34 protein-coding genes and 1 tRNA gene are annotated in these 26,591 nt (G+C 58.8%); 21 read left to right on the forward strand and 14 right to left on the reverse strand.

The features are described from left to right. The first annotated feature begins 111 nt into the window (after positions 1–111). The 4 genes from DWA01_RS06110 to DWA01_RS06125 all read left to right on the forward strand — a co-directional run bounded on the left by DWA01_RS06110 (position 112) and on the right by DWA01_RS06125 (position 3,918). Entirely contained in the window at positions 112–1,107 is a 996-nt protein-coding gene (locus DWA01_RS06110; protein WP_114284960.1) for a methylated-DNA--[protein]-cysteine S-methyltransferase, read from the forward strand. Positions 1,108–1,204: 97 nt separating this feature from the next. Next, positions 1,205–1,876 (forward strand): YiaD family glycine zipper/OmpA-like lipoprotein, encoded by a 672-nt coding sequence (locus DWA01_RS06115; protein ID WP_114285056.1) that lies wholly within the window; start codon positions 1,205–1,207, stop codon positions 1,874–1,876. Positions 1,877–2,168: 292 nt separating this feature from the next. Further along, a complete protein-coding gene (locus DWA01_RS06120) occupies positions 2,169–2,936 on the forward strand; it encodes a FadR/GntR family transcriptional regulator (protein WP_114284961.1) in 768 nt (255 codons plus the stop codon). 238 nt (positions 2,937–3,174) lie between these two features. Beyond that, positions 3,175–3,918, forward strand: a complete 744-nt coding sequence (locus tag DWA01_RS06125) for a tyrosinase family protein (RefSeq protein WP_114284962.1) — start codon at positions 3,175–3,177, stop codon at positions 3,916–3,918. A 68-nt stretch (positions 3,919–3,986) separates the two neighbouring features. Here the strand turns inward: DWA01_RS06125 and DWA01_RS06130 are convergent, their stop codons facing one another. The 5 genes from DWA01_RS06130 to DWA01_RS06150 form a co-directional block, all read right to left on the reverse strand. Continuing rightward, complete coding sequence (locus DWA01_RS06130) at positions 3,987–4,541, reverse strand: F0F1 ATP synthase subunit B (protein ID WP_114284963.1); 555 nt, start codon at positions 4,539–4,541, stop codon at positions 3,987–3,989. A gap of 4 nt (positions 4,542–4,545) precedes the next feature. Next, positions 4,546–5,088, reverse strand: a complete 543-nt coding sequence (locus tag DWA01_RS06135) for a F0F1 ATP synthase subunit B' (protein ID WP_114284964.1) — start codon at positions 5,086–5,088, stop codon at positions 4,546–4,548. Positions 5,089–5,168: 80 nt separating this feature from the next. Continuing rightward, positions 5,169–5,405: a F0F1 ATP synthase subunit C gene (locus DWA01_RS06140; RefSeq protein ID WP_114284965.1), complete on the reverse strand. Its 237-nt coding sequence runs from the start codon at positions 5,403–5,405 to the stop codon at positions 5,169–5,171. Positions 5,406–5,446: 41 nt separating this feature from the next. Continuing rightward, a complete protein-coding gene (locus tag DWA01_RS06145; protein ID WP_268807704.1) occupies positions 5,447–6,199 on the reverse strand; it encodes a F0F1 ATP synthase subunit A in 753 nt (250 codons plus the stop codon). 80 nt (positions 6,200–6,279) lie between these two features. Then, complete coding sequence (locus DWA01_RS06150) at positions 6,280–6,612, reverse strand: AtpZ/AtpI family protein (RefSeq protein ID WP_114284966.1); 333 nt, start codon at positions 6,610–6,612, stop codon at positions 6,280–6,282. 215 nt (positions 6,613–6,827) lie between these two features. On the opposite strand from DWA01_RS06150, the gene DWA01_RS06155 reads away from it, so the two are divergent. Then, on the forward strand, positions 6,828–7,151 hold the full coding sequence (locus tag DWA01_RS06155) for an ArsR/SmtB family transcription factor (RefSeq protein WP_114284967.1): 324 nt from the start codon (positions 6,828–6,830) through the stop codon (positions 7,149–7,151). A 137-nt stretch (positions 7,152–7,288) separates the two neighbouring features. Here DWA01_RS06155 and DWA01_RS06160 read toward each other — a convergent pair whose 3' ends face one another. After that, positions 7,289–8,149 carry a DMT family transporter gene (locus DWA01_RS06160; RefSeq protein ID WP_114285058.1) on the reverse strand — a complete coding sequence of 287 codons (861 nt, stop codon included), beginning with the start codon at positions 8,147–8,149 and terminating at the stop codon, positions 7,289–7,291. A 37-nt stretch (positions 8,150–8,186) separates the two neighbouring features. Next, the gene (locus tag DWA01_RS06165; RefSeq protein WP_114284968.1) at positions 8,187–9,074 is read right to left on the reverse strand and encodes a LysR family transcriptional regulator; all 888 of its coding nucleotides are present in this window, start codon (positions 9,072–9,074) and stop codon (positions 8,187–8,189) included. A 177-nt stretch (positions 9,075–9,251) separates the two neighbouring features. Here DWA01_RS06165 and DWA01_RS06170 point away from each other — a divergent pair, with 177 nt between their 5' ends. The 11 genes from DWA01_RS06170 (at position 9,252) to rimM (ending at position 15,899) form a co-directional block, all read left to right on the forward strand. Further along, on the forward strand, positions 9,252–9,836 hold the full coding sequence (locus tag DWA01_RS06170) for an FMN-dependent NADH-azoreductase (RefSeq protein WP_114284969.1): 585 nt from the start codon (positions 9,252–9,254) through the stop codon (positions 9,834–9,836). A 22-nt stretch (positions 9,837–9,858) separates the two neighbouring features. Beyond that, positions 9,859–10,212, forward strand: coding sequence for a DoxX family protein (locus tag DWA01_RS06175; RefSeq protein WP_114284970.1), 354 nt, complete (start codon positions 9,859–9,861; stop codon positions 10,210–10,212). Positions 10,213–10,477: 265 nt separating this feature from the next. Further along, a complete protein-coding gene (ffh, locus tag DWA01_RS06180) occupies positions 10,478–11,992 on the forward strand; it encodes a signal recognition particle protein (RefSeq protein WP_114284971.1) in 1,515 nt (504 codons plus the stop codon). Beyond that, entirely contained in the window at positions 11,989–12,324 is a 336-nt protein-coding gene (locus tag DWA01_RS06185) for an NIPSNAP family protein (RefSeq protein ID WP_114284972.1), read from the forward strand. The genes ffh and DWA01_RS06185 overlap by 4 nt, the downstream gene beginning before the upstream one ends. A 3-nt stretch (positions 12,325–12,327) precedes the next feature. After that, on the forward strand, positions 12,328–12,840 hold the full coding sequence (locus tag DWA01_RS06190; RefSeq protein ID WP_114284973.1) for a GNAT family N-acetyltransferase: 513 nt from the start codon (positions 12,328–12,330) through the stop codon (positions 12,838–12,840). A 3-nt stretch (positions 12,841–12,843) separates the two neighbouring features. Beyond that, positions 12,844–13,359 (forward strand): GNAT family N-acetyltransferase, encoded by a 516-nt coding sequence (locus DWA01_RS06195; protein WP_114284974.1) that lies wholly within the window; start codon positions 12,844–12,846, stop codon positions 13,357–13,359. A gap of 71 nt (positions 13,360–13,430) precedes the next feature. Then, positions 13,431–13,727 (forward strand): chorismate mutase, encoded by a 297-nt coding sequence (locus DWA01_RS06200; protein ID WP_114284975.1) that lies wholly within the window; start codon positions 13,431–13,433, stop codon positions 13,725–13,727. A gap of 39 nt (positions 13,728–13,766) precedes the next feature. After that, complete coding sequence (gene rpsP / locus DWA01_RS06205) at positions 13,767–14,135, forward strand: 30S ribosomal protein S16 (protein ID WP_114284976.1); 369 nt, start codon at positions 13,767–13,769, stop codon at positions 14,133–14,135. A gap of 154 nt (positions 14,136–14,289) precedes the next feature. Then, entirely contained in the window at positions 14,290–14,946 is a 657-nt protein-coding gene (gene bluB / locus DWA01_RS06210) for a 5,6-dimethylbenzimidazole synthase (protein WP_114284977.1), read from the forward strand. 9 nt (positions 14,947–14,955) lie between these two features. Continuing rightward, positions 14,956–15,381: an EVE domain-containing protein gene (locus tag DWA01_RS06215; RefSeq protein WP_114284978.1), complete on the forward strand. Its 426-nt coding sequence runs from the start codon at positions 14,956–14,958 to the stop codon at positions 15,379–15,381. Next, the gene (gene rimM, locus DWA01_RS06220; RefSeq protein WP_114284979.1) at positions 15,378–15,899 is read left to right on the forward strand and encodes a ribosome maturation factor RimM; all 522 of its coding nucleotides are present in this window, start codon (positions 15,378–15,380) and stop codon (positions 15,897–15,899) included. Before DWA01_RS06215 ends, rimM begins: the two co-directional genes overlap by 4 nt. 3 nt (positions 15,900–15,902) lie before the next feature. On the opposite strand, the gene DWA01_RS06225 is transcribed toward rimM, so the two are convergent. Next, complete coding sequence (locus DWA01_RS06225; RefSeq protein ID WP_114284980.1) at positions 15,903–16,886, reverse strand: phosphotransferase; 984 nt, start codon at positions 16,884–16,886, stop codon at positions 15,903–15,905. 88 nt (positions 16,887–16,974) lie between these two features. Between DWA01_RS06225 and trmD the strand changes: the two genes are divergently transcribed. From trmD to DWA01_RS06245, 4 genes are all read left to right on the forward strand, one after another. After that, positions 16,975–17,796 carry a tRNA (guanosine(37)-N1)-methyltransferase TrmD gene (gene trmD, locus DWA01_RS06230; RefSeq protein ID WP_114284981.1) on the forward strand — a complete coding sequence of 274 codons (822 nt, stop codon included), beginning with the start codon at positions 16,975–16,977 and terminating at the stop codon, positions 17,794–17,796. Between the two features lie 59 nt (positions 17,797–17,855). Continuing rightward, entirely contained in the window at positions 17,856–18,239 is a 384-nt protein-coding gene (gene rplS / locus DWA01_RS06235; RefSeq protein ID WP_114284982.1) for a 50S ribosomal protein L19, read from the forward strand. Between the two features lie 11 nt (positions 18,240–18,250). Further along, positions 18,251–18,472, forward strand: coding sequence for a 50S ribosomal protein L31 (rpmE, locus tag DWA01_RS06240; protein ID WP_114284983.1), 222 nt, complete (start codon positions 18,251–18,253; stop codon positions 18,470–18,472). A 273-nt stretch (positions 18,473–18,745) separates the two neighbouring features. Beyond that, positions 18,746–19,555: a division plane positioning ATPase MipZ gene (locus DWA01_RS06245; protein ID WP_114285059.1), complete on the forward strand. Its 810-nt coding sequence runs from the start codon at positions 18,746–18,748 to the stop codon at positions 19,553–19,555. A gap of 61 nt (positions 19,556–19,616) precedes the next feature. Here the strand turns inward: DWA01_RS06245 and DWA01_RS06250 are convergent, their stop codons facing one another. Then, positions 19,617–19,868 carry a hypothetical protein gene (locus DWA01_RS06250; protein ID WP_114284984.1) on the reverse strand — a complete coding sequence of 84 codons (252 nt, stop codon included), beginning with the start codon at positions 19,866–19,868 and terminating at the stop codon, positions 19,617–19,619. Positions 19,869–20,353: 485 nt separating this feature from the next. On the opposite strand from DWA01_RS06250, the gene DWA01_RS06255 reads away from it, so the two are divergent. Then, complete coding sequence (locus DWA01_RS06255) at positions 20,354–20,812, forward strand: RrF2 family transcriptional regulator (RefSeq protein ID WP_114284985.1); 459 nt, start codon at positions 20,354–20,356, stop codon at positions 20,810–20,812. Here DWA01_RS06255 and ade read toward each other — a convergent pair whose 3' ends face one another. The 5 genes from ade to DWA01_RS06280 all read right to left on the reverse strand — a co-directional run bounded on the left by ade (position 20,813) and on the right by DWA01_RS06280 (position 26,332). Then, positions 20,813–22,507, reverse strand: coding sequence for an adenine deaminase (ade, locus tag DWA01_RS06260; RefSeq protein WP_114284986.1), 1,695 nt, complete (start codon positions 22,505–22,507; stop codon positions 20,813–20,815). Positions 22,508–22,612: 105 nt separating this feature from the next. Next, positions 22,613–22,689 (reverse strand) — tRNA-Arg (locus DWA01_RS06265). A 64-nt stretch (positions 22,690–22,753) separates the two neighbouring features. Next, positions 22,754–24,151: a sensor histidine kinase gene (locus DWA01_RS06270; protein WP_114285060.1), complete on the reverse strand. Its 1,398-nt coding sequence runs from the start codon at positions 24,149–24,151 to the stop codon at positions 22,754–22,756. Between the two features lie 40 nt (positions 24,152–24,191). Continuing rightward, on the reverse strand, positions 24,192–25,607 hold the full coding sequence (locus DWA01_RS06275; protein WP_114284987.1) for a dihydrolipoyl dehydrogenase family protein: 1,416 nt from the start codon (positions 25,605–25,607) through the stop codon (positions 24,192–24,194). Then, on the reverse strand, positions 25,604–26,332 hold the full coding sequence (locus DWA01_RS06280) for a TVP38/TMEM64 family protein (protein ID WP_114284988.1): 729 nt from the start codon (positions 26,330–26,332) through the stop codon (positions 25,604–25,606). Before DWA01_RS06280 ends, DWA01_RS06275 begins: the two co-directional genes overlap by 4 nt. Positions 26,333–26,591: the final 259 nt, after the last annotated feature.

The raw sequence follows: 26,591 nt of genomic DNA on the forward strand, positions 1-26,591 counted from the left end.
ACATCCCCACGGCGCAAACTGCCTGAGCGCCCTCTTTGCTCAAAGCGCAGGAAACGGGTCGTCTGCAGCCCCACTTGCCCCTATCTTCAGGTAAAGCCAAGGAGCCGCGCCATGTCTGACCCACTGATCCATTCTGTCTCCCTGTCCCCACAACCGGGCCAGGACCTGCCATCTGGCAAGCCCCGTGAGGTCAGCGATGCCAGCGAGACCCGCGAGAGCGCTTATCACTACCAGGTCATCAAACGCGCCATTGATCTGATCGACCAGAGCAGCAGCCCACTGTCCCTCAATGACCTTGCCGCAGCCATCGGCATGAGCCCGGCGCATTTTCAGCGGTTGTTTTCGCAATGGGCCGGCGTGTCCCCCAAACGCTACCAGCAGTATCTCACCCTGGCGCACGCCAAGTCGCTGCTGCGCGACCGCTTCACCACCCTGCAGACCAGCGAGGAAGCCGGGCTGACCTCGCAAGGGCGTTTGCATGACCTGTTTGTCACCTGGGAAGCAATGAGCCCCGGCGAATACGCCCGCAAAGGTGCCGGGCTGAACATCCGCTATGGCTGGTTTGACAGCCCGTTTGGCGAAGTGCTGGCGATGGGCACCGGGCGCGGGCTCTGCGGTCTGGCCTTCACTGGCGAAGTCGGGCGCACGGCCGCAATGGACGATATGCGCGCGCGCTGGCCCAACGCCGTTTTCAGCCACGACCCGGCACCGCTCGCCGCCTGGACCCATGCCGCCTTTGGGGGGCCCGGTCAGGCCAAACTGTTCCTGATCGGCGCACCGCTGCAGATCAAAGTCTGGGAGGCGCTGCTGGCGATCCCCTCGGGCCAAGTCTCGACCTACAGCGAACTGGCCCGGGCCGCCGGTGCGCCACGTGCCGTGCGCGCCGTGGGCACCGCGGTCGGGCGCAACCCGGTCAGCTGGCTGGTGCCCTGCCACCGCGCCCTGCGCAAATCCGGCGCGCTGGGCGGCTATCACTGGGGGCTGCCGGTGAAACGCGCCATGCTGGCCTGGGAGGGCGCCCGCGCAGATGCCCGCACAGAAGTCCAGACAGATACCAGCCCGGAGGGCGCCGCAAATGACACCCCGGCGCGTGCCTCAGCCGGCTGAGCGGCAAATTGCCGCCGAAGAGCGGAAATCACCGCCCGCCCCCTTGGAATCCGACGCCAATATCGTCACTTTGCCCAAAACCATTAACGAGGCAAACATGATCCGCGTAAACAAATCTCTTCTTCTCGGCGTCGCCGGGCTTCTGGTTCTGAGCGCCTGTGTCGATACCACCGGCTATAGCGCCGCCACACCCGAATATGGCGATTCCCGCGCCAAAAACGGCGCCATCGCCGGCGCCATTCTGGGCGGCCTGCTCGGCGCCACCCGCGGCGATGATGTCAATCTTGGCCGCACCGCCACAGGGGCCGTGCTGGGGGCTGTCATCGGCGGCGGCATCGGCTCTGTGCTGGACCGTCAGGCTGCGGAACTGCAACAGGAGCTTGGCAACTCGGACGTCTCCATTGTCAACACCGGCTCCGAGCTGATCGTGACCCTGCCGCAGGACATTCTGTTTGCCGTCGACAGCGCCGTGGTGCGCCCGGGGCTGCAAAGCGACTTGCGTGCGCTGGCACGCAACCTGCAGAACTACCCTGACAGCACGGTGGATGTGCTGGGTCACACTGACAACACCGGGTCCGCCGCCTATAACCAGGACCTCTCTGCACGCCGCGCCAGCGCGGTTGCAGCGCTGATCACCTCCAACGGTGTGGCGCCTTACCGGGTACGCTCCTGGGGCCGTGGCGAAAACGAACCGGTGGCGACCAACCTGAGCGAAGAAGGCAAAGCGCAAAACCGCCGCGTCGAAATCATCATCCGCCCCGCCGCGTAATCGCGCCACATGCCCGGGTCGCAGGTGCAGGTGGCATCACGGGTGGTGAAACCATCCGCGGAACCTGGCGGCAAACTCCGGCAGCAAAAGCGGGACAGAGAAAACGCTGGTCGCTGCCGCAAAGCCGGACAAATTCAAAAGGGTCAGACATCGTCTGGCCCTTTTTCTGTGTCTCCTGCATAAGGCCTGGCCCGGCGTGCAGACCAGTTCGCAGACCAGCCCACAGCGATTTTCGTTGTAGCTGCCTGGCAGTGGTCATATGTTTTGACCAGCAACTGTCAGGATCACCCACATGCCGTTTCAGAAAATTCAGAGCGAAAAACTCAGCCAGTCGGTGGTGCGCCAGATTGAATTGCTGATCCTGCGTGGCATCCTGCGCCCGGGAGAACGCCTGCCTTCTGAACGGGACCTGGCGGAAAGGTTCGGTGTGTCGCGCCCCTCCCTGCGCGAGGCGGTGGCCGACCTGCAGGGACGCGGGTTGCTCGCCACCCGGGCTGGTGCCGGCATCTATGTGGCGGATGTGCTCGGTTCGGCATTTTCAGACTCGCTGATCCAGCTGTTTGCCAGCCATGACGAAGCGGTGTTTGACTATATCTCGTTCCGCCGGGACCTCGAAGGCCTCGCCGCCGAACGCGCTGCACGGCTGGGCTCGGACACCGACCTGCAGGTGATCAACACGGTATTTGAAAAAATGACCGCAGCGCATTCCAAACGCAACCCGGCAGACGAAGCCCGGCTCGATGCGGAATTCCACCTCGCCATTATCGAGGCCAGCCACAACGTCATCATGCTGCATATGATGCGCTCGATGTTTGAACTGCTGCGTGAAGGCGTGTTCTACAACCGTGCCGTCATGTTCAAACAGCGCATCACCCGCCAGGTATTGCTGGACCAGCACCGCGCCATCAATGAGGCGCTGCAGGCGCGCGACCCCGCCACAGCGCGCACCGCTGTCACCGCGCATCTCGACTATGTGCAAGGCGCACTTTCAGACCATAAGAAATTTGAACTTAACGAAGAAATTGCCCGCCAGCGCATGCAGCACGAAAGCTCGCGCTGAGCGGGTCTTCCGGCCCCTCCCCGCTGCCATACCGCTCTGAAAACCTGCCCGGCAGCCACGATCATTGGCCTCCTGCCGCGCAAAGCGCGGCGCGGCCCAACGGGCGCCGCCGGATCTCTGATCCTGCGGCAACGGGCGGGAGTGCGCCGCCTGCAGCCCGACGTTCACGATGAACAACTTAAGCGTGTAATTCTGAAAAGCGTGCTATACTTCCAATTTTAACGGAAAAGATTGCACGATGGCTATTAAACGTTACAGCAATATCAATTTCCCCAAATGGCCCGAGTTTAAAGACGCGCTGAAGACCCTGATTAGTGATGAAATATATCAGGATCTTGTTGCAATACATGCGGCAAGAATTCTGGCACCCGACGGCCACATGCACGGCAAGCACAACATGCACGGCTCAAGTTCCGGCCCTCTTGGATTTCGCAGATTTTTGCCCTGGCACCGCGCATATCTGATCCAGTTTGAACGCGCACTGCGCAGCATTGATCCGGACCTCTCAGTGCCCTACTGGGACTGGAATGCAGACAAAGGCAAGCTGATCGGCTTTTCGGGTCTGATGGGCCTGGCTGAAACCCGCACGCTTGGAACAGGCGCCAGCATCCAGCCAGAACCCGGCCGTGTTCCCTGGTTTACCAGCCCGGACGATTTCAGCGCTCTCACAAACTTCGGCGGCAATTATTTCGGCTTTTCCACAGAGCTTGAAACGGGCCCCCACAACCGCGGCCACGTTTGGATCGGCGGCGATATGGCATCAATGGCCTCGCCCAACGATCCCGCATTTTGGCTACACCACGCTCAGATCGACAGGATATGGTCCATGTGGCAAGCGAATAACCCCGGAGAAAAGGCTGCCCTCTCGGGTGCTGACGCTAAACTGGACCCTTGGGACGCAGAATTTGATATTCACAATATCAACGATACCTCAGATCTCGGTGACGACAGTTATGAATACGTGCCACCGACTGCCGCATAAAATCCGAATACAAAACAAAAAACCCGGACCACTGGCCCGGGTTCTTTAATCGTGAAGACGCGCGCTGCTTAGTGCAGTTTTGCGCCCACAGTTTCGATTGATGCGTCAATCAGCTTGTTGCCGTCCGCGGCGGTCATCTGCTTGGCGATGATGTCGCGCGCAGCACCGACGGCCACGGTAACCGCGGTGTCACGCACTTCTTTGACAGCGCTGGCCTGAGCGGAAGAGATCTGATCTTCTGCCGCTGCCAGACGGCGTGCGATCGAAGCTTTCAGTTCGGCTTTCGCTTCAACAGCTGCTTTTTCAGCATCTGCCTTGGCCTGCTCAACAATCCGGTCCGCCTGGTCCTGAACTTCGCGCTGTTTGCGCTCAAACGAGGCCAGCACGATCTGCGCTTCTTCACGCAGGGCTTTGGCCTCTTCCAGATCCGAACGAATGCCTTCGGCCCGTTCGTCAAGCAGTTTGGCGATCATGGCAGGCACGCCGAACTTCAGCAGCAGCCCGACAAACAGCGAGAACGCCAGGATGACGACAAAATCCGTGTTGGTCAGGGCAAAGAAGGAGCCCTCTGCTGCCGCTGCCGGTGTCGCAGTCAGAATGGCCAGTACGATGAGTTTTTTCATGTGCTTAACCTTTCAAACGTGCGCTGACGGCTGCGGTCAGTGTTTTGGCATCCGCCTCAAACCCCATGGAAGCAACCACGGCTTTGGCAGTGTCTTTGGCAACCACTTTGACCGCATCCACCGCGCCGTCCCGGATCTCGGCAATTGCCTTCTCCGATTCCGCCGCTTTGGCCGCAATCTCTGCATCTGCCACAGCAATCGCTGCATCCAGATCTACCTGAATTTCGTCCCGCGTTCTGGCCACAATCGCCTGAGCTTCCGCCCGGGCATCGGCCAGTGCCTGGTTATAGGCTGATTCCGCTGCCGCGGCTTTCAGCTTCAGTTCTTCCGCCGCTGCAATGTCACTGGTGATCGTGCCCTGGCGTTCGGCCAGAACCGATGAAATCCGTGGCAATGCGATGCGCGCCAGCACAAAATACATCACGCCCAGCGTGACGAGCAACCAGAAGATCTGGTTGGGGAATGTGCTGATATCCAGCTGCGGCATACCAGGGCCCTTTTCATAGGCCTCGGCTGCATCAGCAACGCTTTTTGTATCTACACTCATATCGTCGTCCCCCTGGAACCCAAATTACATCGGGTGAGCCTGTGACAGACCCACCCGACCGTAAGGATGGTCCGTTGGACTTAAACGGCGAACATCAGCAGGAGCGCAACGAGGAACGAGAAGATCCCCAGGGCTTCTGCAAAGGCCATGCCGATGAAGAGTGTCGCTGTCTGCGAAGCAGCAGCAGATGGGTTGCGAAGTGCACCCGAGAGGTAGCTGCCGGCAACATTGCCAACACCGATGGCTGCGCCGCCCATGCCGATGGCTGTGAGACCTACACCGATGTATTTACCGAGTTCTGCGATATCGCCTTCCATGAGAGTATCTCCTTACGTTGGAATTTGGCTGAAAAGTTGGATTAGTGGTTCGGGTGCAGTGCATCTTTCAGATACACGCAAGTAAGAATTGTGAACACGTAGGCCTGGATAAAGGCTACGAGCAACTCCAGACCATAGACTGCGGTGATCGCAGCAATGGACAGGGGCGACATGATGGTCACGGCGGCAAAGGCTGCAAAAACCTTCACAACAGCGTGGCCTGCCATGATGTTACCGGCCAGACGAATAGAGTGGCTTACCGGACGCACAAAATAAGAAATCAGCTCGATGATTGCCAGCACCGGACGCAGCACCATTGGTGCTGACGAGACCCAGAACAACCCGAGGAAAGACGCGCCGTTTTTCACGAAGCCCAGCACGGTCACGAAAGTGAACACCAGCATCGCCAGCACCGCAGTCACCGCGATATGGGTGGTGGGTGTGTAGGACATTGGCAGCAGGCCCAGCACGTTGGAAAACAGAATGAAGCTGAACAGGGTCATGATATAAGGGAAGTATTTCACGCCGTCTTTGCCGGCGATGTCTTCCACCATCTTGTAGATGAAACCATACATCAGCTCGCCCACGGACTGCATCCGCGACGGCACGATGGCGCGCCCCCGGGTGCCAATCACCAGCAGACCAACCAGCGCCAGAACCGACAGGCCCATCCACTTGGTCACATTGGTCGGGGTGTACCAGGAAATGTCGCCATCACCAAACAGCGGCGTGATTTCGAACTGCGCCATCGGGTGGAAGGCCAGACCTTCTTCGCCAAGGGGCTTGCCGGTCAGCACGATCGCCAGACCTACCACCACCAGGATCACCCAGAATGCGATGCGCCCGAAAGAGCCGGATTTGCTATTTGCCTCGGTCACGGTTTCGATCCCTCATCTTCATCGGCCTCAGCCGCGTTTTTGTCCTGGATCTCCTGCGCCGTGCGAAGCATAGTCCTCACCCCGGCCACAAAACCCAACAATATAAACAGCACCATGAATATGGGGGTCGTCCCGAAAACGGTGTCCATCCCAAATCCGATGCCAAAACCAAGCCCAAGCCCGGCCACAAGCTCTATCACCATCCGCCAGGCCATATTGGCCTGAGAATAATGCTGGTCTGAACGTGGCTGCGGCTCCTGAGTTTTCTTCGCCTCAGAAATCCGCTCTTCCAGCCGGGTCAGCCGCGCCTTGCGGGCGTCATCATCCATGCCATCAGGCTCCTTGTTCATCCGTCGGCAACCTAGGAAGCCCGGGGCTTCGAGTCAACCGGCAACGCCCGGCTAATTCACCAGTCAACCTTATGAAAACAAACAATCTTTTAAATAAGCTGAATCCCACCCCCGGCACATCACCCCAATTCGATGCAAATCGCTTATTCAACCATCTGGTTGACGATCCGCCCCGCTTCGCGCTTTAAACCCTCATGGACCCGACCCTAGACCGCACCTTCGCTGCCCTTGCTGACCCGACACGCCGCGCCATCCTGTCGCTGCTGCTGGAAGATGACATGGCGGTGACCGATGTGGCCGAGCCGTTTGAGATGTCACTGGCGGCGGTGTCCAAACACCTGATGATCCTCAGCCGCGCCGGGCTGATCTCGCAGGAAAAACGCGGCCGGGTGAAATGGTGCAAACTGGAACCCGACGCAATGCGCGCCGCCTCCACCTGGATGAAAGGCTTTGGTCAGTTCAAGGAACTCGACTTTGACGCCTTTGAACGGTTCCTGGAAGAGGAAGACCTGAGTTAGAGCGCCAACCCTGCACCGCTTGCTGCCGCCGGGATGCCTGCATCCTGTAGTTTTGTCTGCGCGCGCCGTGCCCGCCCGACTTACCTGTCCGACTTGCACGACTGTCTGCCCTGCCCTGTCTTGTCCTGCCCTCAGTGCTACCGCGCCCGCAACAGCAGGCCCAGCGCCAGCACGCTCAGGCCGACCCCGGCAAAGACCAGAGCCGCCGGCAGCGCCTGACCCAGCGCCACTTCCCACAGGATCACCCAGCTGGGCAGCAGATAGGTATAGGCCATGACTTTGCTCGCCGGCAGGCGCAGGCTGGCAAATTGCAGCAGCACCACGGTCACCGCCGTCGCCGCCACCGACGTATAGATCAGCGTGACCCAGACAATCGCCGGTAAGTGCCGCCATGGGGTGGCGCTCAGATCCGCCGCCCCGGCCAGCAGCAACATCACAGAGGCGCCCAGCAGCACAAAGAAAGAGAACATCAAAGTGCCCTCACCCCGACTCAGCCGCGCCGCCAGCGGCGCATAGGCGGCGTAGGTCACACAGGCGACAAAAAAGACCCCCTCGCCCCGCCCCGGCGCAAACGCCAGTAACAGAGACAGATCGGCGCGGAAAATCACCTGGAGCGCGCCCAGAGCTCCGATCAGCAGCGCCAGCGCAACGCGCAGGGAGGTCAGCTGGCGCAGCAGCAAAAACGCCAGCCCGGCCGAGGCCAGCGGCGTCAGGGTGAACACCGCCGCCATCGACACCGGCGGCGCCGTTTTCAGCCCCTCAAACATCAGCACGAAATACAGCCCGTAAATGCCGCCCAGCAGCGCATAGCGCCAGGGCGCCCGCGCCGCCGCCAACAATGACTCGGCGCGGAACTGACCGCGCAGCGCCAGCAGGCCACCGACCAGAACGGTGGCAATGACAAAGCGGGCCCCACTTAGTGCCAGCGGCGAGATTTCATTCGCCACCAGTGCGCCTAGTGAGAAAGAGCCCGCCACCAGCGCCGAAAACAGCAGCATCGCCAGATGGCCCGCCGCCGCGGCGCTGACAGCGCGCTCAGTCCTCAGCACCCGGCCAACTTTTCATTGCCTCTTTCAGATGCTTCAACATCGCCTGCACCTTAGGTGTGCGGTGCAGATCCACATGGGTCACCAGCCAGGTCGACGTTGTCCACTCATCGCGTGGCGACATCACCTGCACCAAGTCCGGAATTTCCTCCGCGATCCAGACCGGCAGGAAACCAAGCCCTGCCCCGGACAGTAACGCCTGGGCCAACGCCTCCACTTCGCTCATCCGGAACCGCACATTCTCGCGCGGAATATGGGTCTTCATCCAGCGGTGAAACGGTGCACGGCTGTCCTCATCATCCGGCCCGACAAAACGATGGGACTTCATCGCCTCGTCACTCTCTGGCTGACCAAACTTGTCCAGGTAGGCTTCGCTGGCATAGATGGCGAAACGCAGCGGGTAAAACGGCTGTGCCACATTGTCGGGCTCTTCGGGCGCGCTGCCCGCGCGGATCGCCACATGGGCCTCGCCATATTCCAGCCGGAACAGGCGATAGCCGGTCAGATAGCGCATCACCACTCCGGAGTATTGCTCCTCAAACGCCGTGAGCGCCGGCATCAGCAGCTCGCCCATGCCCGGCACGGCGGTGACCACCAGATCGCCACTTACCTCTTCGCCCTGACCTTTGATCCGCCCGGCGAGCTGGGAAAACTGATCATCCGTGGCCTGGGCCACCCGCAACAGATCGCGCCCGGATTCGGTCGCGGTATACCCCCTGGCATGGCGCTGGAACAGTTTGGCGCCCAGTTGCGCCTCCAGCGCATCGATATGACGGATTACCGTGGCATGATGCACCCCCAGTGCTTCTGCAGCACCCGACACCGTGCCGACTTTTGCCACATGCAAAGCGGTGCGGATCTCATCCCAATTGTTCAAAACTTAACTCCTCAACCCGAAACGCCCAAAACCAGGCCCTTCTTATACGCGCCACTGCTTCATTCCCGTCGCGCACAAAGTTCTGTGCACATTCACACAGTGGTCGTTTAAATTCGCCGATTGAGTTCATCTTTGCAATATCTATTTTGGGTCCAGAACACAGAAAAGGAAAATACAATGACCCTGAATATCCTGCGCATCGACGCCTCCGCCCGTAAGTCCCAGTCAGTTTCCCGCGAACTGGCCGACAGCATCATCGGCAAGTTTTCCGACGCCACTGTTACCGTCCGCGACCTGACCAACGCGATCCCCCAGCTTGATGAAGCATGGGTCGGCGCCAACTTCACACCCGCCGCTGACCGCAGCGCGGCGCAGAACGAAACGCTGGCTCTGTCAGACACGCTGGTTGCTGAACTGATCAAAGCTGACACCCTGGTGATCTCGCTGCCAATCTACAACTTTGGTGTGCCCGCCAGCTTTAAAGCCTGGGTCGACCAGATCGCCCGTGCCGGCATCACCTTCCAGTATGGCGAAAATGGCCCCGTAGGCCTGCTCAGCGGCAAACGCGCCATCGTTGCAGTTGCGTCCGGCGGCGTTCCGGTTGGTTCAGACTATGACCACGCCACCCCGTTTGTCCGCCAGGTGCTCGGCTTTATCGGCATCACTGACGTTGAGTTTGTCGGCGCCACCGGCCTTGCTGCAGACCCTGATGCAGCCCTGAAAGCCGCCAACGACCAGATCGCCAACCTGAAAGCCGCTTAAACCCAACGCAAAGGAACCTCCAATGCCCGACCTCAGGAAAATCATACACCAAATCATCCCCGCGCTTGTCTCACTCGCGTTTCTCGCTGCCGGCTTGTCAAAACTCGCCGGCGCCGAAATGATGGTTCAGACCTTTGATACGCTTGGGTTTGGGCAATGGTTTCGCTATCTGACCGGCCTGGTCGAGATTTCAGCGGTGATCCTGCTCTGGCTGCCGGGAAAACGCGCCTGGGGCGCCGCCCTGCTGGTCGCGACAATGCTGGGCGCAGTCGCCTCTCATTTCCTGATCATCGGCCCGTCGGCAATGCCGGCCACCGTTCTGGGACTGTTGTCAGCCCTGATCCTGTACCAGAACCGGGACCAGCTGCAGCTGTAGCGCGTTGAATATTCGAACTGCTCAGGGGCCGCCTTCACCAGCGGCCCCTGAGCCACGTCCGGGCACAACAAGGGCACGTCTTGACTCCCTGCCACCACGGGCGTAAACGCAAGCCAACTCCGGAAGTCCGTCAATACTTCCGGTCCCTTTGCTTCTTGCAGGGATCGCCCTCCGTCAGCGCGTTGCGCCCACGGGGGATTTGGCACATGGGCCGGTCGTTGTTATATAAACGGCCATATCGCAACGGTTATAAGGAACCGCAGGCATGTTTGAAAATCTGTCCGAACGCCTCACAGGTGTCTTTGATCGTCTGACCAAACAGGGCGCGTTGTCTGAGGACGACGTCAAAACTGCCCTGCGCGAAATCCGCGTCTCCCTGCTTGAGGCCGATGTCTCGCTGAGCGTGGCCCGTGATTTTGTCAAAGCCGTTGCGGAAAAAGCCACTGGCCAGAATGTTACCAAATCGGTGACCCCGGGCCAGCAGGTCGTCAAGATCGTCCATGACGAGCTGGTGCATGTGCTGGCAGGCGATGACGACACGCCCGGCGAGCTGAAAATCGACAACGCCCCGGCGCCGATCCTGATGGTCGGCCTGCAGGGCTCCGGTAAAACCACCACCACTGGTAAACTGGCCAAACGCCTGACGGAAAAGAACGGCAAACGCGTGCTGATGGCCAGCCTCGACATCTACCGCCCGGCAGCGATGCAACAGCTGGCGGTGCTTGGCGCCCAGATCGGCGTGGATACGCTGCCGATCGTGGCCGGAGAATCAGCGCTGCAGATCGCCAAACGCGCCAAACAGCAGGCCACGCTTGGCGGCTATGACGTCTATATGCTCGACACCGCCGGTCGCCTGCACATCGACGAAGTGCTGATGCAGGAAGTCGAAGACGTGCGCAACGCGGTCAAACCGCGCGAAACCCTGCTGGTGGTTGACGGGCTGACCGGCCAGGTCGCTGTGGAAGTCGCAGAAGAATTCGACCGCAAAATCGGCATCACCGGTGTGGCCCTGACCCGGATGGACGGCGACGGCCGTGGTGGTGCGGCGCTGTCGATGCGCGCGGTCACCGGTAAACCGATCAAATTTGTCGGCACCGGCGAGAAAATGGACGCGCTGGAAACGTTTGAGCCCGAACGTGTGGCCGGCCGTATCCTTGGCATGGGTGACATTGTCGCCCTTGTTGAAAAAGCCCAGGAAACCATCGAGGCCGAACAGGCTGAGCGCATGATGAAGCGCTTCCAGAAGGGTCAGTTCAATATGAACGACCTGAGGATGCAGCTGGAACAGATGATGAAAATGGGCGGCATGGAAGGCATCATGGGTATGATGCCAGGCATGGGCAAAATGGCCGCGCAGGTAAAACAGGCCGGCTTTGACGACAAGGTGATCCGCCGCCAGGTGGCGCTGATCCAGTCGATGACCAAAAAAGAACGCGCCAACCCGTCGCTGCTGCAGGCCAGCCGCAAGAAACGCATCGCCAAAGGTGCCGGCCTTGAAGTGTCCGAGCTGAACAAACTGCTGAAAATGCAGCGCCAGATGGGCGACATGATGAAGAAGCTCGGCAAAAAGGGCGGCAAAGGCATGCTGAAACAGGCGCTCGGCGGCATGTTCGGCTCCAAAGGCGGCCCTCAGGGTTTGGCCGATATGGACCCGGCGAAAATGGCCGAAGCCACCAAACAACTGCAGGGCAAATTGCCCGGCGGCATGGGTGGTCTGCCCGGTCTTGGCGGCAGCGCCCTGCCCCCCGGCCTCTCTGGTTTTGGCAAAAAATCCAAATGATCACCTGCTCGCTGACATATAAGATCGACCCCGGTCAGGTTGCCGCGTTTGAAACCTACGCCAAAGTCTGGATTCATCTGGTCAACCGGATGGGCGGCATGCACCACGGCTACTGGCTGCCCCATGAAGGCGCCAATGACGTGGCCTTTGCGCATTTTTCTTTCCCGTCCCTTGCGGCCTATGAAATTTACCGCGCCGAAGCCGCTGTTGACGCGCAATGCCAGGCGGCGTTCGCCTTCGCGACCGAAAACCACATTATCCGCAGCTATGAGCGCAGCTTCACCCGCCCCGTGCTCGACGGTATATCGCCGCAAGCCGCAGGGATGGTCTGAACCATGACCCTCATCCTTGAAACCCAACGCCTGATACTGCGCCGCCTGGCGGCGCACGATTGGCCGCAGGTGCGTGATTTTTTTATGTCAGAGCGTGCACGAGCTATTGGCGGGCCGGACAGTCTTGCTACTGCGTGGCGGGCCTTTGCGACCAAACTTGGACATTGGGATATCCGCGGCTACGGCATGTGGACCGTCACCAAAAAAGGTGACGACACCGCAATTGCGCAAATCGGCCCGTGGTACCCGGCTGACTGGCCGGAAAAGGAAATCGGCTGGCTGGTATTTTCGGATAAAACCGAAGGCAAAGGCATTGCATTTGAAGCCGCCAGAGCGGCGCTTCAACATGCGTTTGGCACTCTCAGCTGGGACACCGCCGTCAGCTACATCGCCCCGGACAATACCCGCTCGATCGCACTTGCCGAACGGCTTGGTGCGCGGCTTGACCCAGATGCGGCAACCCCGGTTTTCAGCCAGCCACATCTGGTCTACCGCCATGCGAAGGGGACCGTCTGAGCTATGGCCCTCATCCTTGAAACCCAACGCCTGATCCTGCGCCAGCCCGATGCCCGGGACGTGGACGATTTTGTCCGCTTCTATGGTGACGACCGCTCGCAGCACACCGGCGGCCCGATCGACGGGACCGCTGCCTGGCTGCTGCTGGCCTGCGAGATCGGCCATTGGACACTCAAGGGTTTTGGCACCTGGGCAGTTTGCGACAAAACCGCCCCGGATGCTTCGCTCGGCATGGTCGGCTGCTGGCAGCCCGGCGGCGCACCCGAGCGCGAGCTTGGCTGGCTGATCTGGCCAAAAGCCGAGGGCAAGGGTTTCGCCTCGGAAGCAGCAATTGCGGCGCGCGATGACGCCTTCACCCGCCTCCGCTTTAACAGCTTGTCCTCATATATCACCCACGCCAACACCCGTTCCATCGCCCTGGCGGAACGTATCGGCGCCGTGCGGGACCTCTCCAGCAACGCGCGCAGCGAAACCTTTTACGCATACCGCCACCCGGCACCCGAGGTGCCCCGTGGATAAGACTTTTGTACAAAACCCGGCCTCTTTTGTGCAATTTTCACATAAGTGCGCAGCCCTTAAGGAGAAATTTCATGTCTGATACCGCCTCCCGGGCCGAAGAGCTGCTCAGCAGCCATCGTGAAAGCATCGACAGGCTTGACGCGATCCTCGTCTATACGCTGGGCGAACGCTTCAAACACACCCAGGCCGTGGGCGCGCTGAAAGCCGAACACGACCTGCCCCCGTCGGACCCCGCCCGTGAGGCCCGGCAAATCGCACGACTGGAAGACCTTGCAGACCGCGCCCATCTGGACCCGGAATTTGCCAAATCCTTCCTGAACTTCATCATCGCTGAAGTCATTCAGCATCACAAAAAACACCAAGAATAACGGGTCCTTACCCGCTAGATCACCCTAGGAGATACTATCATGGCTATGAAAATCCGGCTCGCCCGCGGCGGTTCCAAAAAACGTCCTTTTTACCGTATTGTAGCTGCGGATTCCCGCATGCCACGCGACGGTCGTTTTGTTGAAAAACTGGGCACATACAACCCTCTGCTCGCCAAAGACAGCGAAGAGCGCGTGAAAATGAATGTAGAGCGCATTCAGTACTGGATCGACCAGGGTGCACAGCCCACCGACCGTATTTCCCGCATGCTGGAAGCTGCTGGTATCATTGCGAAAAAAGACCGCAATAACCCCGAGAAAGCTGTACCAGGCAAAAAAGCAACTGAGCGCGCTGAAGAAAAAGCTGCCAAAGCTGCTTCTGCCGCTGAAGCTGCTGCTTCCGCTGAATAAGGCGCTTTGACCGCGTGTTCCGGCTTTTGATCATCAGCGGGCTTGGTGTGGGGATATGGCTTGGGATTCAGTCCCAGCAACTTCTCCACGCCAAGCGCTGTGAGAAAGCCGGAGGCGTGGTCACTGCGGCCGGTCTGTGCCTGGGGTTAACCCGATGACAGACAACGATAAAAACATCGGCGCGGGACAGTTCTCGGACGAGTTCCGCGCCGGTCTTCTTGACCTGATGCACTGGCGCCGTGACGTACGTCACTTCCGCCGCGATGCGGTCCCCCAACAGATTCTGGACGACTGCCTGGCGACGTTTTCGCTGGCCCCCTCGGTTGGCCTGTCGCAGCCCTGGCGCCTGGTGCAGATCAAATCAGACGCCGCCCGTCAGGGCGCGCTAAAGAATTTCCAACACGCAAACGCCGAAGCCCTTAAAGGCTACGAAGGCGAAAAAGCCTGCCTTTACGCCGGCTTAAAACTGACCGGCATGCAGGACGCACCGGTTCAGATCGCGGTATTTTGCGACGAGACCACCGAACAGGGCGCAGGCCTCGGGGCCCAGAGCATGCCCGAGATGCGCCGCTATTCCGTGGTCTCTGCCATCATGCAATTCTGGCTCGCGGCCCGCGCCCACGGGCTCGGGCTGGGCTGGGTCTCGATCCTGGATGCCCCCGCTCTGTGCCAGACACTTGAGGTGCCCCAGGACTGGGCGCTCGTCGCTTATCTTTGCATTGGCTGGCCTCAGGATGATAAAGAGCAGCCAGAGCTGGAACAGTTGGGCTGGGAATACCGTCGTGAACTCCCGCCGCTGGAAACACGGTAAGGCGCTGTGATGGAACACAAATTATGGATCGCCGTGGTGCACCTCATGCAGGTGGAAGCCTGTCGCGCTGGCGGCTTTGTCGCCTTCTCACACGGTAAAGAAACCGCGGTGCGCAAGGTCACCCCTGGCGACCGGGTGGCGTTTTATGCGCCCCGCGATACGTTTGAAGGCAGCCCTGTCCAGGCTTTTTGCGGTCTCGCGACTGTGACGGGAGACCATGTGGAACAGCGCCCGCTGCCCGGCACTGAGCACATGCCCTGGGTCAGGGACGCCGACTTTGAGACCGTAAATCCAATGCCGGTACGCCCCCTGCTGGAAGAGTTGAGCTTCGTGCGCGACCCACAGCACTGGGGCATGGCGTTTCGCCGCAGCCTGTTTGAGGTGAGCGCCGAAGACTTTGAAATCATTGAAAACGCACTGAGAGGCACATCATGAGCGACGATCGTATCTGTGTAGGAAGCATTGGCGGGTCCTTCGGGGTTCACGGTGAGGTGCGGATCAAAAGCTATTGCGCCGAACCCGCCGCAATCGCCGATTATTCACCGCTCTGGACCAAAGACGGGCAGCAAGTGTCCATTGAAATCACCCGTCCGGTGAAAAATGGCTACTCCGCCACCATGTCTGGCGTCAGCAGCAAAGAGCAGGCAGATGCGCTGAAAGGCACTGATCTGTTTGCAGAACGAGACCAGCTGCCCGCCCTGCCTGATGACGAATATTACCACGCCGATCTGATCGGCCTCACCGTGCTGGACACTGGTGGCGCTGTTCTGGGCCGGGTGAAATCGGTGCAGAATTTTGGCGCTGCCGACCTGCTGGAAATCACCGCGCCAGGGCTGCCAACGCCGGCCCTGCTGCCGTTTACGCTGGTGAATGTTCCTACGGTAGATCTCGCCTCCGGCCGTATCATCGCCGACCCTCCCGAAGGCATTTTCCCGGAGGCTGACGCCGACTAAGCGTCAGCTTTCAAACACAATCCGCGCCATACGCTGCAAACGGTGGAATTTATCTCGCTCAGACTCTGAGCGTTTTCTTTTGTCTTTTGGCACTGCGCGCCACTCCGCCAGTACCCGCATCGGCACCAGATAGCACAACGCCGGATCATCGCGATGTTCCTCGCCATAACCACGATAAAACGCATCCATATCGCCAGGATCAAACAGGCTGCCTGCATTGTCGCTGTTGCCTGTGCAGAAATGCATGCCAAAACTCACCAGAAAATAAGACAGATCATGGGCGGTCGGCGCCTGGTGAACCTTTTTGAAATCAATACCATAGACCGCATTTCTGCCAAAAACCACGTTCTGCAGGTGCAAGTCGCCATGCACGGCAGAAATTCGGGTACTTTGTCCGCGGATAGCTTCGGCCATAGCCGGCACCTGGGCCGCGTATTCGAGGTATTCTGAACGCCTGGCGATTATTATATCGCGCTGTTCCACCCGATACGTTATCTGAGCGAAGCTTTGCAGCATCACATCAGGGTTCACCGGATTGTAACGCACATAAGTCGTGCGGTGAAAAGCGCCAATCCAGGCCCCGGCTTTTTCCAACACCGCATGCCTGTGGTCGAGTTCGAGCTTCAGAGCGTGATGGACAGTCGGGCCAACGACATATTCCATCAATAGACTGCGGTTCGTTTCGTCGACAAAGAGGATTTCAGGGACTTTATGGCCCGGCTCCGTTGCCATCTGCTCAAACGCCTGCCGCTGCGATGCGATCTGATTTTGAAAGAATTTAAGATCACTTATCGGAAAATGGGCCTTAAAGACAAAACACTCCCCCACTACACTTTTCAGCAAAAATAAAATGCGTGAAGTTTCCCCGGCCAATCTTGATTTTAAAACAACGGCCTGGAATGTTGACGGGTCTTTTCCAAGCGATTGCAGCATCCTGGGCCACTGGGCGCTCGCATGTTCCACCAACGCCTCTTTTGAAAGTTCCATTCAATTGCCTTCATAATCCAATACGGGCGCACTATCACAAACCGATCTCCCGTTTGCAATTTCATTTGCTTTGTTACACACACGCAGCATGAAGAAAGAAAACAAATCCCACGGTCGCCTGGCCATCGGCGCCAGCGCCAAGCCCCGCGAACTGATGGTGGAGCGCCCCGAGCTGGACCGGGCCTGGCGGGCCCGCATTATCACTCTGTTTCCAGACGCTTTTCCTGGTGTGCTGGGCGAAAGCCTGACCGGGCGTGCGTTAAAAGACGGGCTGTGGCAGCTGGACACGATTGATCTGCGCCGCTTTGGTGACGGCAAACACCGCAATGTGGATGACACCCCTGCCGGCGGCGGCGCCGGCATGGTGTTGCGCGCCGATGTGCTTGGCAATGCGCTGGATCAGGCCGCGCGCGGCACGCCGCAAAACCGGGCAGCCTGGCCCGTAGTCTATATGTCACCACGTGGCAACCCGCTGGATCAGGCGATGGCGCAGCGCTTTTCCGAGGCCCGGGGCATGACCATCCTTTGTGGTCGTTTTGAGGGTGTAGATGAGCGTGTCATCGAACATTTTGGCATCGAAGAGGTGTCTTTGGGCGATTTTGTCCTGACAGGTGGCGAGATCGCCGCTCAGGCCTTGATTGATGCCACAGTCAGGCTTATACCGCGCGTACTTGGGAATCAGGCATCCACTGAGGACGAATCCTTTTCGGACTTTTTGCTTGAGCATCCCCAGTATACAAGGCCCGCCGTTTGGGAAGGTCGTTTGATCCCGGAAATACTTCAATCCGGACATCACGCGAAAATCACCTCCTGGCGCCGGGCGATGGCCGAAAGGCTGACCAAGGAACGCCGACCTGATCTCTGGCGGGCTTACTGTAGTAAATATGGTAGGGACCCGGATGAAGACTGAGAGCTCTCAGGACGCACCAATCTTCGTGGGCAAACCACGGGCAATATAGGAGCTGTCAGATGAACCTGATCGCACAACTGGAAGCTGAGCAAGTCGCTGCACTTGCAAAGGAAATTCCGGATTTCAAAGCGGGTGACACCATCCGCGTTGGTTACAAAGTAACCGAAGGCACCCGTTCGCGGGTACAGAACTACGAAGGCGTATGCATCGCGCGCAAAAACGGCGTTGGCATTGCGGGTTCCTTCACCGTTCGCAAAATCTCTTTTGGCGAAGGCGTGGAACGTGTGTTCCCCCTGCACTCGACTAACATCGACAGCATCACTGTTGTTCGCCGTGGTCGTGTCCGTCGCGCCAAACTTTATTACCTGCGCGCCCGTCGTGGTAAGTCCGCACGTATTAAAGAAGTAACCAACTACAAGCCGCGCAAAAGCGCCGACGCTTAAGGAGTCGAGTGATGAGAAAAGATATCCACCCCGACTACCACACGATCAACGTCAAAATGACTGACGGTACGATCGTTGAAATGCGCTCCACCTACGGTGAAGAAGGCGCAAGCATGTCTCTCGACATTGACCCCTCTGTGCACCCCGCATGGAATGGCGGCTCCACTCGTTTGATGGATGCCGGTGGCCGTGTCAGCAAGTTCAAAAAGAAATACGAAGGCCTGGGCTTCTAAGCACAGCCTTCAGTTTCGATCGGAAAACGCCGCACCTTCGGGTTGCGGCGTTTTTTGTTTGTGCGTGGCCCCGCAAACGGGCGGAAAACACCGGAAAATACACCCGCCGCTGCCGAAATCATCAGGCCATAACAACAGCTTTTCCACCGGGCTGACGCTTATGTCACAGCACTCTCAGCGGCCCCTGCGGCTTCTTTCCATCCGCAGGCAGAGCGCATATAGTCGCCGTAATCCCGCAGGAACGGGAATATGATTTCAGTGAGGGAACAGGCAGTGGCGCATATTATCGTCGTGGGCAACGAAAAAGGCGGGGCCGGGAAATCCACCGTCTCCATGCATGTGGCAACCGCACTGGCCCGTATGGGCCATCGGGTCGGCGCATTGGATCTGGACCTGCGCCAGACCACCTTTGGCCGCTACATGGAAAATCGCGCCGCATTTCTGGCCAAAGAATCTCTGTCGCTGCCGTCGCCGGATTTTCGTGATCTTCCCGAGATCGACAGATCGGTGCTGGCCGAGGGTGAAAACCTGTACGACCGCCGTCTGTCTGCCGCCGTGTCCGGTCTCGAGCAAGAGGCTGACTTCATTCTGATCGACTGCCCCGGCTCTCACACCCGGCTCAGCCAGGTGGCGCACTCACTGGCCGATACGCTGGTTACGCCACTCAATGACAGTTTCGTGGATTTTGACCTGCTGGCCCATGTTGATGCGGACACCAACCGCATCCTCGGCCCGTCCGTCTATTCGGAAATGGTATGGAATGCCCGTCAGTTGCGGGCTCAGGCCGGTTTAAAACCCATTGACTGGGTGGTTTTGCGCAACCGTCTTGGCGCCCAGCAGATGCATAATAAAAAGAAGGTCGGCGAAGCGCTGGATGATCTTTCACGCCGCATTGGCTTCCGGGTCGCCCCTGGCTTTTCTGAGCGGGTGATTTTTCGGGAACTGTTTCCACGCGGGCTGACTTTGCTGGATCTCAAAGACGTGGGCGTCAAGCAAATGAACATTTCCAATGTCGCGGCGCGGCAGGAATTGCGGGATCTGATGAAAACGCTCAATCTGCCCGGCGTTTCCAGCGACTTCTGAGCCCCATACCCGCTACAACATGATTAAAGAGCTGGCCCGGCGTGGCCGGTTTAGCCTCGGATCAGGCCAGGCGCTCAAGGCGCATCATGAACGGATCGACTTCGGTAAAACGAACGATCTTCTGCGTCATGGAGATCTGAAGCTCTTCACAGAAAGCAACCAGCCGCTGCTGCAATACAGGTCCGAAACTCTCAAAGACCATCAGCACCAGCGCGAGACAGATCATGCTCAGACCAAACAGTGCGATCATCAGCAACTGCTGGGGTCCAACTGCGTTTGCTACTTCCTGAACTGCGATCAAAGCCTGGTGCATGACACTCTCCTAACGTCTCGTTAAGGATGTTTTCACATTCAATTGGGGCGCAAATGAGACGCGGCCTGGGCAGTTTCGTGCTGAGCGGGACCAATTTCCGAATTTGGGCGCTATTGTTTACGGTTTCTCCACCAGTTTCAGGCAGTTGATCCGGCGCAACGCCACAGCTTCGCCCCAAGAAATACACGCAACGTACTGAAAAATAACATCTATCTTGTGGAACGCTCACTAAACGACGCCACAACTATGTGCAGCCACACGCCGTCACATCGCCGCCACATTTGCGACTTTTCTGGCAAACTTGCCCGCAGCGTCCCTCAGACTCCGGTGTATTGCCTGAAGATTTCACGCCAAACCGACGCCTCAGATGCTCTTCGCGCAGCAAAATGGCGGGAATCACGCAATTTGACACATATCAAATACAGTTACCCGTTCAGGCGATAGCCTCGCATGATCGGGGATAGCCTCCCCAGAGGATCTGACCCTTGCGACTCACTAAACGCAGCAATCTCGCAGTGCGCCTGTTAATGTTTTGCGGCACCAACCCTGACCGGCTGGTGACCAAACACGAAGCCGCCCTGGCCTGCAACTCATCGGTGAATCACATGGCGCAGGTGATCAACCGGCTGGGGCAGCTTGGGTATCTGACCACCGTGCGCGGCCGGCGTGGTGGTGTACGCCTGGCGCTCGATATGTCCGATATCCGGGTTGGTCAGATCTTCAGAGCCCTTGAAGGCGAAGTCGCAGACGAAGACTGTTTTGCCGACAACGACAATACCTGCCCGCTCACCAATTTATGTATTTTGCGCGGCGCGCTCCGAAAGGCCGTAGAGAGCTTTTACTCTCAACTGGACGAGGTCACCCTGGACACACTGGTCTGCGGCAACACGGCGCTGTTTGAGCTGTTCAACCCTGCCGCTCTGCAAGGCTGCCAGCACAGCTGATCAGGCGATAATTTCGAACTTGATCACGTCCACCAGACCCCGGTCAGTGATCTTCAGATTTGGAATCACCGGCAGCGCGAGAAACGCCAGTTGCAGAAACGGCTCCTCCAGCGTCACCCCAAGCCCACGCGCAGCCTTACGCAGATCAATCAGATCGTCGCGCACTTGCTCAAAGCTGTTCAGGCTCATCAGCCCGGCCACCGGCAGCGCCAGCTCCGCCAGCACTTCGCCGTCTTTGACCACGACAAAGCCGCCCTCAATTTCACCCAACCGGTTGGCCGCCATTGCCATGTCATCGTAATCGGTGCCGACCACGGCGATGTTGTGATGATCGTGGCAAACGGTAGAGGCAATTGCGCCGGATTTCAGCTCAAACCCTCGTACAAAGCCCGTTGCCATGTTGCCGTTTTTCCCGTGGCGTTCAATCACCGCAATCTTGATCAGGTCGCGCGCCGGGTCAGGGCGTTTGTCGCCGTCTTTAATCGGAATGATTTCATGCAGGTGATCGGTGATGATTTTGCCGGGAATAATGCCGATCACATCGGTTTGCTCTCGGTTGCCGCCGGTGCGGAAATGCTCGGCACGGACATGCGGCGCATTTACTGAGTTCCGCCCCACCGGCGCAACGGTCCCACGCGCGGCAAACAGAGCGTCAGAGGCGATCTGACCGGCCGTCAGCACCATTTGCGCATTACAGGCCTGCAGGCTGTCCAGCACCACGATATCGGCGCGTTTGCCCGGCGCGATCAGCCCCCTGTCCTTTAACCCAAAGGCTTCAGCTGCCGACAGGCTTGAGGCCCGGTAAATGGCCAGCGGTTCGGCGCCCAGCGCGATCGCGGTGCGGATCATATAATCCAGATGCCCCTGCTCGGCGATATCAAGCGGGTTCCGGTCATCTGTGCACAGCGCAATATAGGGGGAATTGCGTTCGGTGATGATCGGCGCCAGCGCATGCAGGTCTTTGGAGACCGAGCCTTCACGCACGAGGATGCGCATGCCCTTGCGCAGCTTCTCCAGCGCTTCTTCCGCCGTTGTCGCCTCGTGCTCGGTACGGATGCCCGCCGCAATATAAGCGTTGAGATCCCGCCCCGACAGCATCGGTGCATGACCATCAATATGGGCGCCCCGGAACGCGTTCAGTTTGGCCATGCAGCCGGGATCCTGGTAGATCACACCGGGATAATTCATGAATTCCGCCAACCCGATACCCGAGGGATGCCCCCGCAGTTGTTGCAGATCTTCCGCACTGATGTCCGCCCCTGCGGTTTCCATGTCGGTTGACGGCACACAGGAACTCAGCTGCACTTTGATATCCATCACAGTAAGCTCTGAGGCGCGCTGAAAATAGCGGATACCGTCCGGCCCGATCACATTGGCGATCTCATGCGGATCACAGATCGCCGTGGTCACCCCGTGCGGCGTGACACAGCGGTCAAATTCAAACGGGGTCACAAGGGAGCTTTCGATATGCAGGTGGGTGTCAATAAAGCCCGGCACCAGAACGCGACCTGTCACATCAATCACATTGTCCGATTCGTAAGCCTCACCTACACCAACAATCGTATCGCCACAGATCGCCACATCACCGGGAATCATCTCACCGGTGATCAGGTCAAACACCTCACCGCCACGGAGAATCATATCGGCGCGCGCCGCACCGCTGCCCTGGGAAATAATATCAGATAAAGAAGTCATTACAGGCGCTCCGCTTTGTATTCAGGCTGTCAGTGTGTGCGTATGGGGCACAGACTGTCCAGCCCTGACGGGCCATTTGTCACTTCGGTTGTGCTGGGAAACAAATGGCGCTCTGGGGAGGATTCGAACCCCCGACCCCCTGATTCGTAGTCAGGTACTCTATCCAGCTGAGCTACCAGAGCGCGGTTTGTGTGGCAGGATTTAGCCCCTACTCACCGGGGCCGCAAGAGCGAAAAACAAGAAAAATCATTTTTCTTCATTTTGCTCTCCGATATTTTTCGGAAGCCGGATCAGAAAGCTGGTGCCCCCCTCATCAGAGCGGATCAGCTCAAGGCTTCCGCCGTGGCCGGTCACCAGTTCAGAAGCGATGGCCAGGCCAAGACCAATGCCGCCTTTACGCACATTGCCCTGAAACGCCTGGAACAGATGGTCCTGCGCCTTGATCGGCAGCCCGGGCCCGGTGTCGGTCACCGAGATATTCCAGCTGGTATCAGATTCATCGGCATGGATCTGGATTTCCCCGGGCCGGGCGGTCGCCATGATGGCCTGACGCGCATTGCGCACCAGATTGGACAACACCCGGTACATTTGCTCGCCATCAGCCCGGATCAGCAGCGTCGCCGGCACGTCTTCGCCCAGAGACAGCTCATACTCACCGGCCGCCAGGCGTTCGCCCTCCATCACATCAGAGACCAGATCGGCCAGCACAACACGTGACAGCCGCGGCGGCGGTTCTGCCGCCTGACCAAATGCCAGCGTCGATTCGCACAGGTTCACCGCCCGGCTAATCGAATTCACCAGTTTGGGCGCGGCGCGCTGCACCCCGGGATCCGCAGACATTTCCATCCGGTCAGCAATCAGCTGGGTCGTGGTCAGGATGTTGCGCAGGTCATGGGACACCTTCGCCACCGCTTCGCCCAGCTGCGCCAGGCGTTCTTTGTGACGCAACGAACTGGTCAGCTGTTGCTGCATCGCCTGCAAGGCGTTTTCTGCCTCCCGCAATTCAGACACGGTGGCGTCAGGCACAAAGATGCGCCGCGCGTCCTCGGGGGCTTCGGTGTAAGAGGTCATCGCCGTGACCACCCGCTTGATCGGCCGCACCATCAGCCGCTGAACCGCCACAAACAACAGCGCCGCGGTGATGACCGAGATCACCAGCGACAGTAGAAAAACATTCACCCCGTATTCGATCATCGCCTTGCGCAGCGGATCGGTTTCCATGGTGATTTCGATCTGCAGCCCAGCTTCACGCACCGGATCCCCGATCACCCGGATCACCCGGTTGTCCGGATTGACCAGATCCGCAAGCGCATCGCGGATCAACACCAGCGCACCAGGATCGCGCAGGTCATAGGTGGCGTATATGGGCTCAGGAATCGGCGAGGACAGTGCCAGTTGCCGCACCTCATTGCGGCGCAGCACCACATTAAAGACACCGGCGTTTTTCAACAGCTCTTCTTCCAGGTCCATCTCAAGCATATCGTCGGCCAACAAGGCCAGCGACGCGATCTGGCCGCGTTCAAGACGCATCTGCAGGAAATCCTGGCGGAACCGCGCCACTGACGGCACGAAAATCATCACCTCGGCCAACATCACAAATACGGTGGTCAGGATCAGAAACCGGCCTGATAGCGTGTTCAGCACTGCGCGTGTCCTTATCTCGGCGGTATCCGCCATATCATGTCTAGGGCAGGATTTTCTGCACCAGCCTGACGACTCTCTTTACCATAGGGCTGTCAAACAGCCTTGGCGAGAAATAGGCACCCGCGGCCCGTTTGTTAACCTCCATAAGTGTCGGATAAGGAGAAACCATGGCCGCAACCGCGCCAATCTTCATTTTATTGGCCAGCACCAGCGCCCAGAGCGAAATCAGCTCGCCCGCATCTGCCCCGGCAATCGAAACCCCGACCGGCCGGCCTTTGACCACCATGAGTTTGATCAGCCCCGCCGTCTTCCCGCTGGTGAGGGCCCGGTCGTTGTGGGCATATTCAAAGCGGATGACTTCCAGCCGGTCACCATGCGCCTCTTTCGCCAGTGCTTCGCTTAACCCGACTTGCGCCAGTTCCGGGTCGGTATAGGTGGCCCAGGGGATGTGGTGGTCAGATGCCCGGGACGGCAGCCCAAACAGGATCGAGCGGATAATCACCCCGGCGTGATAGCCCGCCACATGGGTAAACTGGAGCCCGCCAGCCACATCGCCAATGGCATAGACCCGGCGGTTGCTGCTGCGCAGATCGGCGCCGACTGTGATGCCGGCGCGGGTATAGGCAACACCTGCCTTGTCGAGATCCAGCTTGTCGATATTTGGCTTGCGCCCCACTGCCATCAACAGGTGGCTGCCCCGGAACACGCGACCGTCCTGCACTTCGACTTCAATCGCCCCGGCGGCGCCACGGATCTGCGACGCCATCGCCTCTTCGGCGATCTCAACCCCCTCAGTGCGCAGGTTGTCCAGCACCACTGCGGCCATTTCCGGGTCATCTTTGCCGAGCGCTTTTAAGCCTTCGATCACCGTCACTTTACAGCCCAGACGCCGGTGCGCCTGCGCCATTTCCATGCCGATTGGCCCGCCACCAATGATCAGCAGATGTTCCGGTTTTTCGCGCAGATCAAACAGGGTCTCATTGGTCTCATAGGGCACGGTGTCCAGCCCCGGCACCGGCGGCACCAGCGGGGAGGATCCGGTCGCCAGCACAAAACGGCGCGCCTGAATGACGGTGTCTCCGGCCTGGACTTCCGTGGCCGAGATGAAACGGGCAAACTCACGGATCACGGTACAGCCAAGTGCTTCAAAGCGTTCCTGACTGTCCAGCGGTGCGATGGTGTCGATCACGCTGTGAACATGATCCATGGCGGCGGCATAGTCGATTTCAGGCTCGACCCCGGCAATACCAAAACCGCCTTTACGTGTCGCATGCGCCGCTTTACCGGCAGCAATCAGCGACTTGGACGGGACGCAGCCAAAGTTCAGACAATCGCCGCCCATCTTATGGCCTTCAATCAGCACCACGCTGGCCCCCATCTGCACCGCACCTGCGGCCACCGACAAGCCGCCCGATCCGGCGCCAATCACACAAAGATCTGTTTTGATCCGCTTCATTGCTGTGCGTCCTTCTTGTGGCGGAATACGTTCAGCACAATGGGCAGGATCGCCAGGGCACAAAGCCCCAGAATCGGCAGAATAAATTGTGGTTCAAAGATGATGCCGAGGTCCGGCGTCTCGCCACGCTCAAATATCGAGCCCAGCCCGGCCCCGACAGAGGTATAAACAAGACCGCCGGGAATAATGCCGAGGAAGGTGGTGATAACGAATCGCGACAGCGGCACCCCGACCAGCGCCGGGATCAGATTGGCGACAAAAAACGGCACCGCCGGCACCAGCCGGATCAGAAACAACATCGACCACTGGTTCTCATCAATGCCGTCTTTGATCTTTTTAACCGCCCCGTGCGAGGCGTCTAACTTACGTGCCAGGCTTTCGCCCAGGCCCCAGCGTGCCGCCAGAAAGATAAGTGTCGCACCGACAGTGGCGCCGGTAAGGTTGAACAGTACCCCGGGAAAGGTCGCAAACATAAAACCACCGGTCAGCGTTGCAATCGCGGCCCCAGGCAGCGAAAACGCAACGATCACGATATAGATCAGTACAAAGACCACCACCGTGGTCATATAGTTGGCGTCGCGGTAGGCGGTCAGGGCTTCACGGTTGTCGCGCAGCGTTTCAAACGACAAATAGTCCCGCAAGGTGAATGCCCCGATCAGGGCAACGGCACAAATCGCAATCAGAGGCAGCTTTTTTATCCACCCGGGCTTGTGAGAATCAGTCATATCTATCCTTGTCCTGCCTGTTTTTGACGCTCCGCCAGCATGCGACCATAATGCGCCCGGCGAAACCCGCCTCACGCGTGCTTGATTCCACGTCACCAGGATGTCAGAAAACCTGCGGATTCTGTGCTAAACTGAAACATTCTGACAGGGTCCGCCAATTTATTCCCGGATTCACCCCGGGGCGAATTGACAACTCTGTAACATCGCCCTATTGACCGGGCTTCGTACAGATATCAGCCTTCGAATCCCATAGTGGGGT

This window comes from Candidatus Halocynthiibacter alkanivorans, from assembly GCF_003333265.1.
Lineage (GTDB): Bacteria > Pseudomonadota > Alphaproteobacteria > Rhodobacterales > Rhodobacteraceae > Halocyntiibacter_A > Halocyntiibacter_A alkanivorans.

What these genes read in the sequence shown, in the direction of transcription:
- DWA01_RS06175 (WP_114284970.1), top strand. Translation starts at nt 9,859, where the DNA reads ATGCCCGACCTCAGGAAAATCATACACCAAATCATCCCCGCGCTTGTC.
- ade (WP_114284986.1), bottom strand. Translation starts at nt 22,507, where the DNA reads ATGACTTCTTTATCTGATATTATTTCCCAGGGCAGCGGTGCGGCGCGC.
- DWA01_RS06140 (WP_114284965.1), bottom strand. Translation starts at nt 5,405, where the DNA reads ATGGAAGGCGATATCGCAGAACTCGGTAAATACATCGGTGTAGGTCTC.
- bluB (WP_114284977.1), top strand. Translation starts at nt 14,290, where the DNA reads ATGACAGACAACGATAAAAACATCGGCGCGGGACAGTTCTCGGACGAG.
- DWA01_RS06275 (WP_114284987.1), bottom strand. Translation starts at nt 25,607, where the DNA reads ATGAAGCGGATCAAAACAGATCTTTGTGTGATTGGCGCCGGATCGGGC.
- DWA01_RS06115 (WP_114285056.1), top strand. Translation starts at nt 1,205, where the DNA reads ATGATCCGCGTAAACAAATCTCTTCTTCTCGGCGTCGCCGGGCTTCTG.
- DWA01_RS06280 (WP_114284988.1), bottom strand. Translation starts at nt 26,332, where the DNA reads ATGACTGATTCTCACAAGCCCGGGTGGATAAAAAAGCTGCCTCTGATT.
- DWA01_RS06160 (WP_114285058.1), bottom strand. Translation starts at nt 8,149, where the DNA reads ATGCTGCTGTTTTCGGCGCTGGTGGCGGGCTCTTTCTCACTAGGCGCA.
- DWA01_RS06135 (WP_114284964.1), bottom strand. Translation starts at nt 5,088, where the DNA reads ATGAGTGTAGATACAAAAAGCGTTGCTGATGCAGCCGAGGCCTATGAA.
- DWA01_RS06170 (WP_114284969.1), top strand. Translation starts at nt 9,252, where the DNA reads ATGACCCTGAATATCCTGCGCATCGACGCCTCCGCCCGTAAGTCCCAG.
- DWA01_RS06215 (WP_114284978.1), top strand. Translation starts at nt 14,956, where the DNA reads ATGGAACACAAATTATGGATCGCCGTGGTGCACCTCATGCAGGTGGAA.
- ffh (WP_114284971.1), top strand. Translation starts at nt 10,478, where the DNA reads ATGTTTGAAAATCTGTCCGAACGCCTCACAGGTGTCTTTGATCGTCTG.
- DWA01_RS06190 (WP_114284973.1), top strand. Translation starts at nt 12,328, where the DNA reads ATGACCCTCATCCTTGAAACCCAACGCCTGATACTGCGCCGCCTGGCG.
- DWA01_RS06225 (WP_114284980.1), bottom strand. Translation starts at nt 16,886, where the DNA reads ATGGAACTTTCAAAAGAGGCGTTGGTGGAACATGCGAGCGCCCAGTGG.
- rpmE (WP_114284983.1), top strand. Translation starts at nt 18,251, where the DNA reads ATGAGAAAAGATATCCACCCCGACTACCACACGATCAACGTCAAAATG.
- DWA01_RS06195 (WP_114284974.1), top strand. Translation starts at nt 12,844, where the DNA reads ATGGCCCTCATCCTTGAAACCCAACGCCTGATCCTGCGCCAGCCCGAT.
- trmD (WP_114284981.1), top strand. Translation starts at nt 16,975, where the DNA reads ATGAAGAAAGAAAACAAATCCCACGGTCGCCTGGCCATCGGCGCCAGC.
- DWA01_RS06250 (WP_114284984.1), bottom strand. Translation starts at nt 19,868, where the DNA reads ATGCACCAGGCTTTGATCGCAGTTCAGGAAGTAGCAAACGCAGTTGGA.
- DWA01_RS06125 (WP_114284962.1), top strand. Translation starts at nt 3,175, where the DNA reads ATGGCTATTAAACGTTACAGCAATATCAATTTCCCCAAATGGCCCGAG.
- DWA01_RS06155 (WP_114284967.1), top strand. Translation starts at nt 6,828, where the DNA reads ATGGACCCGACCCTAGACCGCACCTTCGCTGCCCTTGCTGACCCGACA.
- DWA01_RS06185 (WP_114284972.1), top strand. Translation starts at nt 11,989, where the DNA reads ATGATCACCTGCTCGCTGACATATAAGATCGACCCCGGTCAGGTTGCC.
- rpsP (WP_114284976.1), top strand. Translation starts at nt 13,767, where the DNA reads ATGGCTATGAAAATCCGGCTCGCCCGCGGCGGTTCCAAAAAACGTCCT.
- DWA01_RS06110 (WP_114284960.1), top strand. Translation starts at nt 112, where the DNA reads ATGTCTGACCCACTGATCCATTCTGTCTCCCTGTCCCCACAACCGGGC.
- DWA01_RS06200 (WP_114284975.1), top strand. Translation starts at nt 13,431, where the DNA reads ATGTCTGATACCGCCTCCCGGGCCGAAGAGCTGCTCAGCAGCCATCGT.
- DWA01_RS06120 (WP_114284961.1), top strand. Translation starts at nt 2,169, where the DNA reads ATGCCGTTTCAGAAAATTCAGAGCGAAAAACTCAGCCAGTCGGTGGTG.
- rimM (WP_114284979.1), top strand. Translation starts at nt 15,378, where the DNA reads ATGAGCGACGATCGTATCTGTGTAGGAAGCATTGGCGGGTCCTTCGGG.
- DWA01_RS06130 (WP_114284963.1), bottom strand. Translation starts at nt 4,541, where the DNA reads ATGAAAAAACTCATCGTACTGGCCATTCTGACTGCGACACCGGCAGCG.
- rplS (WP_114284982.1), top strand. Translation starts at nt 17,856, where the DNA reads ATGAACCTGATCGCACAACTGGAAGCTGAGCAAGTCGCTGCACTTGCA.
- DWA01_RS06150 (WP_114284966.1), bottom strand. Translation starts at nt 6,612, where the DNA reads ATGGATGATGACGCCCGCAAGGCGCGGCTGACCCGGCTGGAAGAGCGG.